The sequence below is a fragment of the Bacteroides helcogenes P 36-108 genome, from assembly GCF_000186225.1.
Taxonomy (GTDB): domain Bacteria; phylum Bacteroidota; class Bacteroidia; order Bacteroidales; family Bacteroidaceae; genus Bacteroides; species Bacteroides helcogenes.
Genome location: NC_014933.1, coordinates 3544477 through 3560813, shown reverse-complemented (window position 1 = coordinate 3560813; position 16337 = coordinate 3544477). Strand labels below are relative to the sequence as shown.

General features: G+C 40.9%; 15 protein-coding genes and 2 pseudogenes. 16 read left to right on the top strand and 1 reads right to left on the bottom strand.

Features of this window, described 5'->3' with window-relative positions; translation table 11 throughout:
* Positions 1–59 precede the first annotated feature (59 nt).
* Positions 60–411 (top strand): annotated as a pseudogene (locus BACHE_RS18020) (sigma factor-like helix-turn-helix DNA-binding protein); the annotation flags it as partial.
* A gap of 34 nt (positions 412–445) precedes the next feature.
* Here BACHE_RS18020 and BACHE_RS16715 read toward each other — a convergent pair.
* Positions 446–1504 carry a TlpA disulfide reductase family protein gene (locus tag BACHE_RS16715; RefSeq protein ID WP_013548519.1) on the bottom strand — a complete coding sequence of 353 codons (1059 nt, stop codon included), beginning with the start codon at positions 1502–1504 and terminating at the stop codon, positions 446–448.
* A 273-nt stretch (positions 1505–1777) separates the two neighbouring features.
* Here BACHE_RS16715 and BACHE_RS14775 point away from each other — a divergent pair.
* The 15 genes and pseudogenes from BACHE_RS14775 to hisB all read left to right on the top strand — a co-directional run.
* Positions 1778–2275: pseudogene (locus BACHE_RS14775) on the top strand (RNA polymerase sigma-70 factor); the annotation flags it as partial.
* 160 nt (positions 2276–2435) lie between these two features.
* Positions 2436–2984, top strand: a complete 549-nt coding sequence (locus tag BACHE_RS14770; RefSeq protein WP_187289275.1) for a sensor histidine kinase — start codon at positions 2436–2438, stop codon at positions 2982–2984.
* Positions 2985–3019: 35 nt separating this feature from the next.
* Positions 3020–3193, top strand: a complete 174-nt coding sequence (locus tag BACHE_RS17645) for a HAMP domain-containing histidine kinase (RefSeq protein WP_187289274.1) — start codon at positions 3020–3022, stop codon at positions 3191–3193.
* Between the two features lie 150 nt (positions 3194–3343).
* A complete protein-coding gene (locus BACHE_RS14765) occupies positions 3344–4324 on the top strand; it encodes a GntR family transcriptional regulator (RefSeq protein WP_013548517.1) in 981 nt (326 codons plus the stop codon).
* Positions 4325–4391: 67 nt separating this feature from the next.
* A complete protein-coding gene (gene fucI / locus BACHE_RS14760) occupies positions 4392–6167 on the top strand; it encodes an L-fucose isomerase (protein WP_013548516.1) in 1776 nt (591 codons plus the stop codon).
* Between the two features lie 25 nt (positions 6168–6192).
* Positions 6193–7347 (top strand): lactaldehyde reductase, encoded by a 1155-nt coding sequence (fucO, locus tag BACHE_RS14755; RefSeq protein WP_013548515.1) that lies wholly within the window; start codon positions 6193–6195, stop codon positions 7345–7347.
* The gene (locus BACHE_RS14750) at positions 7344–7982 is read left to right on the top strand and encodes a class II aldolase/adducin family protein (RefSeq protein ID WP_041579470.1); all 639 of its coding nucleotides are present in this window, start codon (positions 7344–7346) and stop codon (positions 7980–7982) included. The genes fucO and BACHE_RS14750 overlap by 4 nt, the downstream gene beginning before the upstream one ends.
* On the top strand, positions 7982–9373 hold the full coding sequence (locus BACHE_RS14745) for a rhamnulokinase (protein ID WP_013548513.1): 1392 nt from the start codon (positions 7982–7984) through the stop codon (positions 9371–9373). The genes BACHE_RS14750 and BACHE_RS14745 overlap by 1 nt, the downstream gene beginning before the upstream one ends.
* Before the next feature lie 6 nt (positions 9374–9379).
* Entirely contained in the window at positions 9380–9772 is a 393-nt protein-coding gene (locus BACHE_RS14740) for an L-rhamnose mutarotase (protein WP_013548512.1), read from the top strand.
* 20 nt (positions 9773–9792) lie between these two features.
* Entirely contained in the window at positions 9793–11115 is a 1323-nt protein-coding gene (gene fucP / locus BACHE_RS14735; RefSeq protein ID WP_013548511.1) for an L-fucose:H+ symporter permease, read from the top strand.
* A gap of 8 nt (positions 11116–11123) precedes the next feature.
* Positions 11124–11615: a PaaI family thioesterase gene (locus BACHE_RS14730; RefSeq protein WP_013548510.1), complete on the top strand. Its 492-nt coding sequence runs from the start codon at positions 11124–11126 to the stop codon at positions 11613–11615.
* Between the two features lie 321 nt (positions 11616–11936).
* Positions 11937–12788 (top strand): ATP phosphoribosyltransferase, encoded by an 852-nt coding sequence (gene hisG, locus BACHE_RS14725; protein WP_041579891.1) that lies wholly within the window; start codon positions 11937–11939, stop codon positions 12786–12788.
* 13 nt (positions 12789–12801) lie between these two features.
* Positions 12802–14082 (top strand): histidinol dehydrogenase, encoded by a 1281-nt coding sequence (hisD, locus tag BACHE_RS14720; protein WP_013548508.1) that lies wholly within the window; start codon positions 12802–12804, stop codon positions 14080–14082.
* 22 nt (positions 14083–14104) lie between these two features.
* A complete protein-coding gene (hisC, locus tag BACHE_RS14715) occupies positions 14105–15142 on the top strand; it encodes a histidinol-phosphate transaminase (protein ID WP_013548507.1) in 1038 nt (345 codons plus the stop codon).
* The gene (gene hisB, locus BACHE_RS14710; RefSeq protein WP_013548506.1) at positions 15139–16239 is read left to right on the top strand and encodes a bifunctional histidinol-phosphatase/imidazoleglycerol-phosphate dehydratase HisB; all 1101 of its coding nucleotides are present in this window, start codon (positions 15139–15141) and stop codon (positions 16237–16239) included. The genes hisC and hisB overlap by 4 nt, the downstream gene beginning before the upstream one ends.
* Positions 16240–16337: the final 98 nt, after the last annotated feature.

The window sequence follows — 16337 nt, the reverse complement described above, 5'->3', positions numbered from 1 at the left end:
AATCTGAAATCACTATATGTATGCAACAGAAGTTCTTAGAGATGAGCATGTACTTGTTCTTGAAAGAACAAATTCTGCCACATGCTGCGGATTATAGCAATGATACGAGGAAAAAATATTGGCGAACGATTTGAGGTCGCTTATCTCCGGAGCTATGCAACGGCTGACATCTCGTCAGCGTGAAATATTTGCTATGAGCCGTGAGCAACAAATATCTCATAAAGAGAAATAGTCGAAACGTTGGGCATCTCAGTCAATACGGTGCAAGAGTCTATATCCGCTTCGTTGAGGTCACTTCGCTCTTATTTGGAGAAGCATTCACTTGGTTATTGTTTGTTTAAACTTGTAATTTTATATCCCTTTCGTACTCCTTTCATTCTCTTTGCCACTTGTTGTCCCATATCTCTGTAAGTTACACAGTATTGCATACCATTGCTTTCTGCTTTTATTTTTTTGGTTGTTTTTCAAGAATGTCCATTAATGTCTGTGAAATTTCTTCGCCCCGAATATCACGGGCAGCAACTGTACCGTCAGGAGCGAAAAGTATAATTGTCGGAATTCCCTCTATTCCATATATTTCAGTCGGTATATCTCCACCGTCGATTATCTGGTTCCATTGCAGCTTTTCTTCTTTGATTGCTTTTAATGTGGCATTGCGTTCGTCCCAAACGGCTACACTTAACACATCGAAATTCTTGCCTTTGTACTTTTCGTAAGCCTTCTTGATGTTAGGTATCTCTGCGCGGCAGGGACCGCACCATGAAGCCCAAAAGTCAACAAGTATATACTTGCCTTTGCCTACATAATTACTAAGTGAAACCTTCTTACCATCTAATGTACCGTTCTCAATTGTAAAATCAGCAAACATCTTACCGATAGCTGTATTCTGCTGCTCTATCTTTCTTTTACGGCTTTCTTTTATTGTTGTTGGGTAGTCAACGGAGTTCTCCTTTCCATATATAGCTTTTATCATATCTTCTATGATAGAATTTTTATTTTCGTTGATGGCTTTTTCAAATGCCGCATTATATTCATCTGTGAGTGGTTGCATAATTGCCAATATTGTTTTTTCATCGACATTGGATTTGTTTTCTATCAGTTTTTGTGATGCTTCACGAATTTTCATCTTCAGTGGGTTCAGCTTGTCGGTAATGGCATAAAGTTTATCATTATTTTCCGTACCGGATACTCGGCTGCCTTTTTGCCTCATCTGTACTGTAATATTGCCTTTTTCCACTAATACTATTGCACTCATTTCCAACTCATCTTCGGAAGATCCGAGCATCAGATAACCGTAAGTGATGGAATCGACAACACCTTTAAATTTAAATTTTCCATCAGTAATAGTTGTCGTATCAATACGCGTTCTTGTCGGGATGGCTAAATAAATTGTATCTCCGTCATTACTACCTTCTGCTGTTCCTGCAATCACATAATTATTCTGTACTGTCTTATTGCATGCAGCGAATGCCACTACCATTGTTAATAATAAAATTTTCTTCATGAGCACATTCCTTTATCTTTAGTTTGTTTCCTTCGTTATTTCTATTAAAGACAGTGCATTCTTAATTTCTCTTTACTGCTTACTGGCTAAAAAAAGTTAATAATATCTTCGCTTTTCTTTTTATAGGATTCTGCACATACCGATACTCTTGACGAACTTGATTTTGGCGTAAGTTGTACGGCAAACTTACTCGTATCTTGAGCATGAACAATATAATAAGGGAGGTACGTTGGTTGTTGAAGTGTATAGGGCATAGAAAATGCACTTGGTTTCATCGTGTTGCCGAACGATATTTCTCTTTTAGAAGCGATAAGGAAAGGTGATGAGCAGGCCTTTGAGCGCCCTTTTAAAAGTTATTATCCCCGGTTGACAGGCTATGCGACACGTTTTGTCGAAGATAGGGAAACTGCGCATGACATTGTTCAGGAATGCTTCCTGAAATTTTGGGAGAAGCGTAATTTACTTTCTTCGCTTTCTATTACTTCTCTACTTTTTGCAATGGTTCGTAATGCTTGTTTGAATCATCTGAAGCATTTTTGTATCGTAGAAAAGCATAAACTTGAATATTTGGCAAAATTTGATGGAGAAGAACGCCTTTATCATGCGGATTTCAAATATCAGACTGATGAAAGGCTGCTTTATGACGAACTTCAAGAACAAATAAAAGTTGTCATGGAAAAATTGCTAAAACGTTGCCGTGAGGTATTCTTAATGAGCCGTTTTGAAGGCCTGAAGAATATGGAAATTGCTGAAAAACTGAGAATCTCTACTTGACATGGTTGATAGGTTATTGTTACATCTAAATGAGAAGTTCAATTTTTTGCTTCTGTTTTTTTGTAAAAGGAAATATCAGTATAATGATTCTATCCGTACAATTTTTGGGCTGGATGTGTTTGCTGATATGGTAGCGTGTTATAACAATGCGTATCTGATGGCTGAAAACACGAAATTGGAAACACATGCTAAAGAATTCAGGATGATTTTTGCACTTATTCTGTTGGCAATCCTGTCTTTATTTTCGGTGATTTATGCCATTGTGCGTCGCCGGACTATCAGGCGGTTACGTGTCGAACAAGATGCTGCGGAGGAAGCGCGAAAGAAGGCTGAACAGGCCGATCGTCTAAAATCAGCGTTTCTTCAAAATATGAGTCATGAAATTCGGACACCTCTTAATGCAATAGTGAGATTCACGGATATATTCAGCAGTGATAGTGTGAATATGTTTTCAGAGGTAGAGAGAAGTAATTTTCAGAGAATTACCCGTGAAAATGCTTCTTATTTGCTTGCTTTAATCAATGATGTCTTGGATTTGGCTAAGTTGGAAAGTGGAAACTATACACTGAAGAATGAATATGTAGAGATAAATGGATTATGTCATACGGTTGTTTCTTCTGTACAGTCTTGCGTTGCATTTGGTGTGTCGCTGACTTTTGAACCTTCACCTGTTTATGGACAGTTGGTAATTCGTACCGATGAGTAAAGAGTGGGGCAGGTCTTAACACATTTCAACCGGAGATGCGTGAGGCGATTTTTCAACGTTTTGAGAAATTAGACAGTTTTAAGTCGGGAATGGGATTGGGATTGAATATCTATAAGCAAATAGCTCTCTTGATGTACGGAAGCGTATCGCTTGATACAGAGTATGTGGGCGAGGTTCGTTTTTTGTTTAAATTTCCGGTGAAGATATAATGGTAATATGCTGATACTATGATAATATGTTGTAAAACATGATATGATTTCTTCTTGATAATAAATAAATTATCTTTCTTTGCACCGGGATGGCTCAGCATAGTTAGAGAGCCTTTTATACTTATAGTAATCAGTTGAACTATTTTTAGCATGAAAGTGATTTTTGGACAACAGATGACAAAGGTTAAGCAATTGGCCGACCTGATAAGCAGTGATATCTCAATGGGTAAATATAAGATGGAAAGCGCTTTGCCTTCCATAAATCAGTTAAGTCATGAGTACAAAGTGTCCAGAGATACAGTATTTAAAGCTTTTATTGATTTGAAAGAACGTGGAATAATTGATTCTACTCCCGGCAAAGGTTATTTTGTGGCTAATAGGCAGAAAAATATTTTATTACTACTTGATGAATATTCTCCTTTCAAAGATAGGCTTTATAATAGTTTTGTAAAGCGTCTTTCAACTAAGTATAAAGTTGATCTTTGGTTTCATCAGTACAATGAGGCATTATTTAACACTATACTTCGTGAATCTATAGGTAAATATAACAAGTATGTGGTGATGAACTTTGATAATGAAAAGTTTTCTCCTTATTTGTATAAAATAGATTCATCTCGTCTGTTGCTGCTTGATTTTGGAAGATTTGACAAGAAGGAATTTTCTTATATCTGTCAAGATTTTGGCGAATCTTTTTATCAGGCAATGGTCCAATTGTCTGAGAGATTGCAGCGTTATCATAAGATTGTACTGTATTTTACAAAAGAGAGTAAGCATCCCAAAGATACTTGCAGGTATTTTGAACAATATTGCACAGACTATCATCTGAATTATGACATTGTAGAAAATATGGATGAATTGGATGTACATTACAGTGTAGTTTACATTGCCATTCGCCAAGTGGATGTAGTAGAAATCATTAAGAAAAGCCGTAATGCCGGACTTGTTTGTGGTATGGATTTTGGATTGATAGCCTACAATGATACACCGGCTTATGAGGTGATTGACAAGGGTATAACAGTTATGAGCATTGATTGGAATAAAATGGGTACAATGACTGCCGATTTTATTCTTACGGGTAAATCTGTACAAATTTACTTGCCGACAGAAGTTCATTTAAGAGGTTCTCTATAACTTTTTATGAGCAGAATTCAGCATAGTTCAGCATGATATATTACTTTTATTAACTAAATAGGAAAATATGAAAAAGTATCCGAAAATTGGGATTCGTCCTACTATTGATGGTCGTCAGGGCGGTGTCCGCGAAAGTCTTGAAGAAAAAACAATGGGATTGGCTAAAGCTGTAGCCGATTTAATATCTTCTAATTTAAAGAATGGTGATGGCTCGCCAGTGGAGTGTGTTATTGCTGATTCTACTATTGGACGTGTGGCGGAAAGTGCTGCTTGTGCTGAGAAGTTTGAACGTGAAGGTGTGGGAGCTACCATTTCTGTAACTTCTTGTTGGTGTTACGGTTCAGAAACAATGGATATGAATCCGTATTGGCCGAAAGCTGTATGGGGATTTAATGGGACAGAACGTCCAGGAGCTGTTTATTTGGCCGCAGTGTTGGCTGCCCATGCTCAGAAAGGCCTTCCTGCTTATGGTATTTATGGACATGATGTCCAAGATCTTTCAGACAATACCATTCCGGTGGATGTGGCCGAAAAAATTCTGCGTTTTGCGCGTGCTGCCATGGCAATGGCTACGATGAGAGGGAAAAGCTATCTAAGCTTCGGTAGTGTGGCTATGGGCATAGCCGGTTCAATCGTTAACCCGGATTTCTTTCAGGAATATCTCGGCATGAGGAATGAAAGTGTAGATGAAACTGAAATCTTGCGCCGTATGGATGAAGGTATTTATGATCATGAAGAATTTGAAAAGGCCATGGCTTGGACTGAAAAATATTGTAAGTCCAACGAAGGAGAAGATTTTAATTCGGTTGCCAAAGTAAAGGACAGAGCCGGCAAAGATAAAGATTGGGAGTTTGTAGTGAAGATGACTATCATTATGCGTGACTTGATGATTGGAAATCCGAAACTACGCGAGATGGGATTTAAGGAAGAAGCTTTGGGACATAATGCCATTGCTGCCGGATTCCAGGGACAGCGCCAATGGACGGATTGGAAGCCGAACGGAGATTTCTCTGAAGCTTTACTTAATACATCATTTGACTGGAATGGCATTCGTGAGGCTTTTGTCGTAGCTACGGAGAATGATGCTTTGAACGGAGTTTCCATGTTGTTTGCTCATTTGCTGACCCATCGTGCTCAAATATTCAGTGATGTTCGTACATATTGGAGTCCGGAGGCAGTGAAGCGTGTCACCGGTATGGAGTTGACCGGCGATGCTAAAAATGGTATCATTCATCTTATCAATTCAGGAGCTACTACTCTCGATGGTTCCGGACAAAGTCTTGACGCAGAAGGAAAACCTGTGATGAAGCAAGCTTGGGAGATGACTGAAAAAGATGTGGAAGCTTGTCTGAAAGCTACTACATGGTATCCTGCCAATCGTGATTATTTCCGTGGAGGAGGATACTCCAGTAATTTCCTGTCTAAAGGTGGAATGCCTGTTACGATGATTCGTACTAATTTAGTGAAAGGACTTGGCCCGGTGCTTCAGATAGCTGAAGGATGGACGGTTGATATTGATCCGACAATTCATAAAGTGTTGAATGAACGTACAGACCGTACTTGGCCCACTACATGGTTTACTCCACGCCTGGATCCGAAAAAAGATGCTTTCAAAGATGTATATAGCGTGATGAATAACTGGGGAGCCAATCATGGAGCTATCAGTTATGGACACATTGGCGCTGATTTGATAACATTGGCTTCCATGCTTCGTATTCCTGTTTGCATGCATAATGTAGAGGATAAGGATATTTTCCGTCCGGCTGCTTGGAATGCGTTTGGTATGAATAAAGAAGGTGCTGATTATAGGGCTTGTGCCACTTATGGACCTGTTTATAAATGATTTGAATACTCTAAAATCAATATTCATGGTCAATAGATTTATTTTAAACGAAGTATCCTATTTCGGGCCAGGAGCGCGTGAAGTTCTTCCAAAGGAAATTGCTCGTTTGGGGTTACATAAGGCTTTTGTTGCCACTGATAAAGACCTCATTAAGTTTGGAGTGGCTGACAAAGTGCTGACTGTGTTGAGGGACGCCGATATTCCCTATGAGGTATTCAGTGAAATAAAACCTAATCCTACGGTAGGAAATGTTAATGCGGGAGTTAAAGCTTTTGCTGCATCTGGGGCGGACTTCATCATTGCTATTGGTGGAGGTTCTTCAATGGATACGGCAAAAGCTGTCGGAATCATCACTAATAATCCGGAATTCAGCGATGTAGTTTCATTGGAGGGTGTGGCCGATACAAAGAGGAAATCAGTGCCTATCATTGCTCTTCCTACGACGGCAGGAACAGCGGCTGAGGTTACGATCAATTATGTGATTACCGATGAAGCGAACGAGAAGAAAATGGTTTGTGTTGATCCTAATGATATTCCGGTAGTAGCTATTGTTGATGCTGAATTGATGTACACTTTGCCCAAAAGCTTGACGGCATCTACCGGTCTTGATGCTTTGACTCATGCTATCGAAGGTTTGATAACCAAAGGTGCTTGGGAAATGAGTGATATGTTTGAGATTAAGGCTATTGAAATGATCAGCCGCTATTTGGAAACTGCCGTCAACGAACCGTCAAATGCAGAAGCTCGAAATGGTATGGCTGTGGCTCAATATATTGCAGGAATGGCTTTTTCTAATGTTGGTTTAGGGTTGGTGCATGGTATGGCTCATCCTTTAGGGGCCATTTTCGATGTTCCTCATGGTGTGGCTAATGCTTTGTTACTGCCTATTGTGATGGAATTCAATGCGCCTATGGTACTTGACAAATATGTGGATATTGCAAAAGCGATGAATGTTTATAGACCAGGCATGAGTAAGGAAGAAGCGGCAAAGGCTGCTGTTGATACCGTTAAAGCATTGGCTGTCCGTGTGGGCATACCACAACACTTATCAGAACTTGGTATTAAGCCTGAAGACCTTGAACGCTTGACCACCGCCGCTTTTGCCGATGTGTGTACACCTGGTAATCCGCGCGAAGTGAATAAAGAATTGATTCTTGAACTTTATAAGAAAGCATTATGATAATGGATTTACATATTGAAGAGTTTTTGAGGCAGGCTCACAGAGTGGGGGATGCTGACCTTACTGTCTGTAGTAGCGGTAATATTTCTTGGCGTGTTGGCGAGGATGTATTGCTATCAGGTACAGGATCATGGGTCCCTTCCTTGCCGAAAGAGAAAGTCGCTGTTTGTAAGTTGGCTACTGGAGAGGTGTTGAATGGTGTGAAGCCTTCCATGGAGAGTGGTTTTCATATGGGTGTGATGAGAGAGCGTCCTGACGTGAATGTAGTGCTACACTTTCAGTCTCGCTACGCTACAGCCGTGGCTTGTATGAAAGAAACACCCATAAACTTCAATGTTACCGCTGAAATTCCATGCCATGTGGGGCGTGAAATTCCGGTGATTCCTTACTATCGTCCTGGATCACCCGAATTGGCTGCTGCCGTAATCGAAGCCATGAAAGGGCATAACTCGGTTTTACTGTTGAAACATGGACAAGTGGTATGTGGAAAAGATTTTGACCAAGCCTTTGAGCGCGCTATGTTTTTTGAGATGGCTTGTCGTATCATTGTGCTTTCCGGAGGTGACTATACTGTACTTACTTCGGAAGAAATCGATGACTTGGATACATATATATTAGGTAAAAAAACACATTGATGGGTACTTATTTAGCTATAGACCTTGGTGGTGGAAGCGGTCGGGTGATGGCCGGTTCCATCTATCAAGGAGTTCTGACACTGGAAGAAGTCTATCGTTTCCCTAACAGGCAGGTGCACATGGGAAATCATGTCTATTGGGATTTTTTATTTCTGTTTGAGGAAATGAAGAATGGACTTCGGCAAGCGGTCCTGAAAGGGTATTCTATTAAAAGTATCGGCATTGATACCTGGGGAGTAGATTTTGGCTTGATTGACAAGGATGGAAATTTGTTGGGAAACCCTGTTTGTTATCGTGATGTACGTACCGATGGGTTACCTGAGGAGCTTTTTGACGCTTCTGCTTTGTCCGAGCATTATGCCGAAGCAGGTATTCAAGTTATGGCCATTAATACACTTTTTCAACTTTACAGTATGAAGAAAAGTGGTGATGTGCAATTGAAGGTTGCTGACAGACTGTTATTTATACCTGATCTTTTGAGTTATTATCTTACTGGAGTTGCCAATAATGAGTATAGCATTGCTTCTACCTCAGAGTTGCTGAATGCTCGTACATGTGACTGGAACTATAATTTGATTGATAAATTGGATTTGCCTCGGCATCTTTTTGGTGAGATCGTGATGCCGGGAACTATACGTGGAGAATTGAAGCCGGGAATTCGGGAAGAATTGGGATTGTCGGAGGAAGTGGATGTGATTGCAGTAGGGTCGCATGATACAGCAAGCGCTATCTTTGCAGTTCCTGCAACGGACAGTAAACATAAAGCCTTTTTAAGTTCAGGTACATGGTCGTTGTTGGGCGTTGAAGTGCAGCAACCCATTCTTTCTGAAAAAGCACGAAGAGCAGGTTTTACAAATGAAGGTGGCGTAGGAGGTAAAATTTGTTTCTTACAGAATATTACTGGATTATGGATGTTACAGAGACTTATTGCTCAATGGAAGGAACGGGGAGAGGAAACCGATTATGAGTTTTTGGTTACTGCTGCCGAGCAAACGGACATAACTTCAGTGATAGATGTTGATGATAAAGTCTTCCAGAATCCGGCGGATATGGAAAACGCTATTGCAACTTATTGTTGTAAGCATGGTTGTCAGATACCTGTTTCGCAAGGAGAGTATGTGCGGTGTGTGTTGCAGTCGTTGGCACAGCGATATAAACGTAGTATTGAACAAATGAACAATTTACTTCCTACCCCGGTAGAGCAATTGCATATTGTAGGAGGAGGATGTCGTAATCGGTTGCTTAACCGCCTTACCTCTGAAACACTGGGTATTCCGGTATATGCCGGACCGGCAGAAGCTACCGCAATAGGTAACATTCTTGTGCAGGCATTGGCCAAAGGTGAGATAAAAGACAGGAGTGAAATAAAAGAAATCATTCAAAAAGAATAGAAAATAATGGAATCAACTTTCAAAAGTTATCGTGTTAAGGAATATAATCAACCGGTAGAACGTTATTGCCGGACATTGGACTTGCGAGATAATCCTGCGCTGATAGCGGAATATCGTCGTCGCCATGACCAAACGAACATTTGGCCTGAGATATTGGCTGGTATCCGTGAAGTTGGAATTCTTGAAATGGAGATTTATATTTCGGGCTCCCGGCTATTTATGATAGTTGAGACTCCTTTGGATTTCAATTGGAATGAAGCAATGGAGCGCCTTGCTGCTTTGCCCCGTCAGCAGGAATGGGAAGATTATATGGCTGTTTTTCAATCAACAGAGCCTGGCAGCACGTCGGCAGAAAAATGGCAGCCTATGGAGCGTATGTTCCATTTGTATGATAAATAACTAAAAGAGTCTTTTGATCCATGAATAACACAAAAAAAACTTCTATTTTAAGTAAGGATGGCATAAGCTATCTGATACCTTTTATATTGATAACAAGCTGTTTTTCCCTTTGGGGATTTGCTAATGACATAACTAATCCGATGGTGAAAGCTTTTTCTAAAATTTTTCGTATGAGTGTCACAGACGGCGCTCTGGTGCAAGTTGCTTTCTATGGCGGTTATTTTGCAATGGCTTTTCCGGCAGCTATGTTTATTCGTAAGTTTTCATATAAAGCAGGGGTACTCTTGGGATTAGGCATGTATGCGCTTGGTGCTTTTCTGTTTTTTCCTGCTATGCTGATAGGTAGTTATTATCCATTTTTGATTGCTTATTTCATCTTGACGTGTGGATTGTCTTTTCTCGAAACGAGTTGTAATCCTTATATCCTGTCAATGGGGACAGAGGAAACTGCTACTCGTCGGTTGAATTTGGCTCAGTCTTTCAATCCGATGGGATCTCTACTTGGAATGTACGTGGCAATGAATTTTATTCAGAATAGATTGGATCCGATGGATACGGCTGAACGTAGTGGATTGTCAACTGCTGAGTTTGAATTGGTACGTGATTCTGATTTGGGTGTATTGATTGCACCGTATCTCATCATTGGCATTGTTGTTTTGGTAATGCTCCTACTGATCAGAATGATGAAGATGCCTAAAAATGCAGATCAGTCTCATAACATAAACTTTATTCCTACCTTGAAACGAATTTTTTGTATCAAGCATTATCGGGAAGGAGTCATAGCCCAATTCTTTTATGTCGGAGCCCAGATCATGTGCTGGACTTTTATCATACAATACGGTACACGTTTGTTTATGGATGGAGGAATGGAAGAAAAAGCTGCGGAGGTATTGTCACAGGAATACAACATTATTGCAATGATAATTTTCTGTATCAGTCGTTTTGTCTGTACTTTTATTCTACGCTATCTCAGTCCGGGATTATTGTTGAAAATATTGGCCGTTGCAGCACTGATGTTTACAATCGGGGTTATTTGCCTGCAAAATATATGGGGCATGTATTGTCTCGTTGGGATTTCTGCTTGTATGTCGCTGATGTTTCCTACTATTTACGGAATTGCTCTGCAAGGATTGGGGGACGATGCTAAATTTGGAGCTGCAGGATTGATTATGGCTATTTTAGGCGGATCGATTTTGCCACCACTTCAAGCGAGTATTATTGACCGGCATATATTATTGGGAATGCCTGCTGTAAATCTTTCGTTTATATTGCCTTTAATTTGTTTTATTGTGATTATCATATACGGACATCGTTCATATATGCGTGAAAAAAGAACTAATTAAAAACTGTCATGAAGAAGATTATCAATCCATGGAAAAATATGGAAGGTTACAATTGCTTCGGTTGTTCTCCTGACAATGAAGCTGGTGTGAGAATGGAATTTTATGAGGATGGTAATGAGATAGTAAGCATCTGGAAACCACGCCCGGAATACCAAGGGTGGTTGAATACTTTGCATGGTGGTATTCAGTCTGTGTTACTGGATGAAATCTGTGGTTGGGTAGTGTTTCGCAAATTACAGACTGGTGGGGTGACTTCCAGGATGGAGACTCGCTTTCGCAAATCTATATCCATAAACGACACTCACGTTGTATTGCGTGCTTTCCTTAGCGAGCAAAAGCGCAATATTGCTGTTATAGAAGCGCGTTTATACAATAGTCAGGGGGAACTCTGTACAGAAGCTACCTGCATTTATTTTACTTTTCCGAAAGAGAAGGCTGAAAAAGAGATGTATTTCCACCATTGTGATGTAGAACCGGAAGAAATATTACCGTTACTATAGAAGGAGCGATATGGAAGTTGCTGAAATGAGAGCTTGTATTTCAATAAAATGAGAAAATGAAAGAAAAAATAAACTTTTCATGATAAATATTTGGATGCTTTAAATGAATAGTTTACTTTTGTCGCATCAAAACGGAAAATATGAAGAATATCGTAGCACATCATCACCATCATTATCCTGACGAATAATCCGGTGGGCGTATGAGTGTATATGTGGATGTAGAACATAGAATAACGAGGCTTGCCGATATTGGTAAGCCTCGTTTTTGTTTTCTGGAAATTTGGAGATATAAAGAATAAATCATAAATTGAGAATCTTATGTTGCTAAGAATTGCAGTGCAAGCCAAAGGTCGTCTATATGATGAGACAATGGCATTTTTGGGAGAATCAGATATTAAATTGAGCGCCATGAAACGTTCGTTGCTGGTGCAATCCTCGAACTTTCCTTTGGAAGTGTTATTTTTGAGAGACGATGATATTCCACAATCTGTGGCTACCGGGGTTGCAGATATTGGTATCGTAGGTGAGAATGAGTTCATTGAGAAAAAAGAGGATGCGGAAATAGTTAAACGATTGGGATTTAGTAAATGTCGTTTGTCATTAGCCATGCCAAAGGATATTGATTATCCGGGAGTACAGTGGTTTCACGGAAAGAAAATTGCGACATCCTATCCGGGTATTCTTTCTCGATTCTTAAAAGAAAACGAGGTTAATGCCGAGATACACGTCATTACGGGCTCAGTAGAAGTGGCGCCAGGCATAGGATTGGCAGATGCTATTTTTGATATCGTCAGTTCAGGTTCTACTTTGGTGAGCAATCGTCTGAAAGAAGTGGAAGTGGTAATGAAATCGGAAGCCTTGCTGATCGGAAATAAGAATCTGGGAGAAGAAAAACAGGAAATATTGCGAGAGCTTCTGTTTCGCATGGATGCTGTGAAAACAGCGGAGGATAAGAAATATGTACTGATGAATGCCCCGAAGGATAAGCTGGATGAGATTGTAGCTGTACTTCCGGGAATGAAAAGTCCGACGGTGATGCCATTGGCGCAGGAAGATTGGTGTTCAGTACATACGGTATTGGACGAAAAGTGCTTTTGGGAGATTATCGGTAAGCTGAAAGTATTGGGAGCAGAAGGAATATTGGTGCTTCCGATTGAGAAAATGATAATTTAAAAAAAGTCTAATTATGATACAGATAACCAATCCTGACAGATCACAATGGGAGGAAATACTGAAACGCCCGGTAATGAATACAGAAAATTTGTTCGATACAGTACGGAGCATTATTGAACATGTGCAAGCCGAAGGTGACCATGCCATTTTGGAATATGAAGAAAAGTTTGATAGGGTGACTCTTGCTTCACTTGCCGTATCGGATGAAGAATTGGCAGAAGCGGAAATTTTGGTGAGCGAAGACTTGAAAGCTGCCATTCGTTTGGCAAAACGGAATATTGAAGCCTTTCATGTTTCACAACGTTTTGAAGGTAAAAAGGTAGAAACACAATCGGGTATTTTCTGTTGGCAGAAAGCTGTTGCCATAGAGAAAGTGGGGCTATACATTCCGGGAGGGACAGCCCCTCTGTTCTCCACCGTATTGATGCTTGCCGTTCCTGCCGGAATTGCGGGATGCCGGGAAATAGTGCTTTGCACGCCTCCGGGTAAAGATGGGAAAGTGCATCCTGCCATACTGTTTGCAGCTAAGGTTGCTGGTATAAACCATATTGTCAAGGCAGGTGGTGTGCAGGCCATTGCTGCTATGGCTTACGGTACTGAAAGTGTGCCCAAAGTATATAAAATATTCGGTCCTGGCAACCAGTATGTTATGGCGGCCAAACAATTGGTAAGCCTGCGCGATGTTGCTATCGACATGCCTGCAGGACCTTCCGAAGTTGAAGTTCTGGCGGATGAAACAGCCAATCCTGTATTTGTTGCAGCCGATTTGCTAAGTCAGGCCGAACACGGAGTGGATAGCCAGGCCTTGTTGATCACTACCTCGGCCCGCTTGCGGCAGATGGTAAAAGAAGAAGTGGAGCGTCAGTTAGCCGTGTTGCCGCGTAAGGAAATCGCTGAAAAATCATTGGCAGGAAGCAAGTTGATTGTAGTGCGGGATATGGCTGAAGCCATTGAACTGACAAATACCTATGCCCCCGAACATCTTATCATCGAAGCTGCGGATTATATGTCTGTTGCAGAGAAAATAGTGAATGCTGGTTCTGTCTTTTTAGGCTCCCTGTCACCAGAAAGTGCCGGTGATTATGCTTCGGGGACTAATCATACCTTGCCGACAAATGGTTATGCCAAAGCATATAGCGGTGTTAGTCTGGATAGTTTCGTCCGCAAGATTACCTTTCAGGAAATCTGTCCGGAAGGAATGCGGAATATCGGACCTTCCATTGAGGTGATGGCTGCCAGCGAGCATCTGGATGCGCATAAAAATGCCGTTACCGTTCGGTTGAAATCATTATAAAATATAATCTTGAATATTGAGTATGAAAACATTGCAAGAATTGACCCGGCCGAATATATGGCGTTTGAAGCCTTATTCTTCGGCACGCGACGAGTATAATGGTGTGGCTGCATCTGTGTTTCTCGATGCTAATGAGAATCCGTATAACATGCCCCATAACCGATATCCGGATCCCATGCAGAGGGAACTGAAAAAGGAATTGTCCAAGATAAAGAAAATCAGTCCCGAACATATCTTTTTGGGAAATGGCAGCGATGAGGCCATCGACTTGGTATATCGTGCCTTTTGTGAGCCGCAGATAGATAATGTGGTGGCCATCGATCCTACCTATGGTATGTACCAGATTTGTGCAGAAGTGAATGATGTGGAATACCGTAAGGTACTACTTGATGAGAATTTTTGTTTTTCGGCAGATAAATTGCTTGAAACGGCAGATGAGCATACAAAGCTTATCTTCCTTTGCTCTCCGAATAATCCAACGGGAAATGATCTCCTCCGCAGTGAAATAGAGAAGCTGATTTGCGGTTTCAATGGTCTGGTTGTGTTAGACGAGGCTTATAACGACTTTTCAGAAGCTCCTTCATTTTTGGAGAATTTGGGAAAGTATCCTAACCTCATCCTTCTTCAAACCTTTTCCAAAGCGTGGGGATGTGCCGCTATTCGTTTGGGTATGGCTTTTGCTTCGCCACAAGTCATCGGTATTCTCAGCAAGATAAAGTATCCTTATAACGTGAACGAACTGACACAGAAACAAGCAATGGAGATGCTTCACCGCTATTATGAAATAGAACGCTGGGTAAAGACCTTGAAGGAAGCACGTGAGGATTTGGAAACAGAATTTGCAGCCTTGCCCTGTACCGTAAAATTATTCCCTTCGGATGCAAACTTCTTCTTGGTGCGTGTGACAGATGCCGTGAACATCTATAATTATTTGGTAGGAGAGGGTATTATTGTTCGTAACCGCAATTCTGTTTCACTTTGCGGAAACTGCTTGCGTGTGACGGTGGGGACAAGGATGGAAAATGAAATACTGATAGAAGCATTAAAGAAATACCGATGAAGAAAAAAGTATTATTTATAGATCGTGACGGTACTTTGGTTATTGAGCCGCCCATAAGCTATCAATTGGACTCATTGGAGAAGTTGGAGTTTTATCCGAAAGTAATGCGTAATCTTGGTTTTATCCGTAGCAGATTGGATTTTGAATTTGTGATGGTGACAAACCAAGATGGACTGGGCACTGCTTCATTTCCGGAAGAAACATTTTGGCCGGCACATAATCTCATGCTGAAGACGCTGGAGGGTGAGGGCGTTATATTTGATGACATTTGTATTGACCGAAGTATGCCTGAAGAGTTTGCTCCAACTCGGAAACCCCGTACGGGTATGCTTACAAAATATCTGAATAATCCAGAGTATGATCTGGAGAACAGTTATGTGATAGGTGACCGTCCTACGGATGTGGAACTGGCATTAAACTTAGGATGTCGTGCTATATTGCTGCAAGACGATACGGATCTTCCATGTGCACTTGTTACGAAGGATTGGGATAAAGTTGCTGAATTCCTTTTTGCAGGTGAACGGAAGGCGGAAATACATCGTATAACGAAAGAAACGGATATTTATGTATCCTTGAACTTGGATGGTGATGGAAATTGTGACATTCATTCTGGAATCGGCTTTTTTGACCACATGCTGGAGCAGATAGGAAAACATGGAAGTATGGATCTGATCGTTTATGTTAAAGGTGATTTGGAAGTGGATGAACACCATACGATAGAAGATGTTGCACTTACCTTGGGTGAATGTCTCTATCAGGCATTAGGTAGCAAGCGTGGGATTGAACGATATGGCTATGCTTTGCCTATGGATGATTGCTTGTGCCAAGTATGCCTTGATTTCGGTGGCCGTCCCTGGCTTGTATGGGATGCTGAGTTCAAACGTGAGAAGATTGGGGAAATGCCTACTGAAATGTTTCTGCATTTTTTCAAATCATTGAGTGATGCAGCTAAAATGAATCTTAATGTCAAGGCGGAAGGCCAGAATGAACATCATAAGATAGAAGGTATCTTCAAGGCACTGGCACGTGCATTGAAAATGGCAGTAAAACGGGATATTTATCACTTTGGGCTGCCAAGTTCGAAGGGAGTGCTGTAAAGCACTCCCTATCGTTCGCAATCGAACATTCTCACTGTCCGAAAATGAACACAACTCCCCTTTGAACTCTTTCTTGCCACTTGGCACGGTCTTTGTCT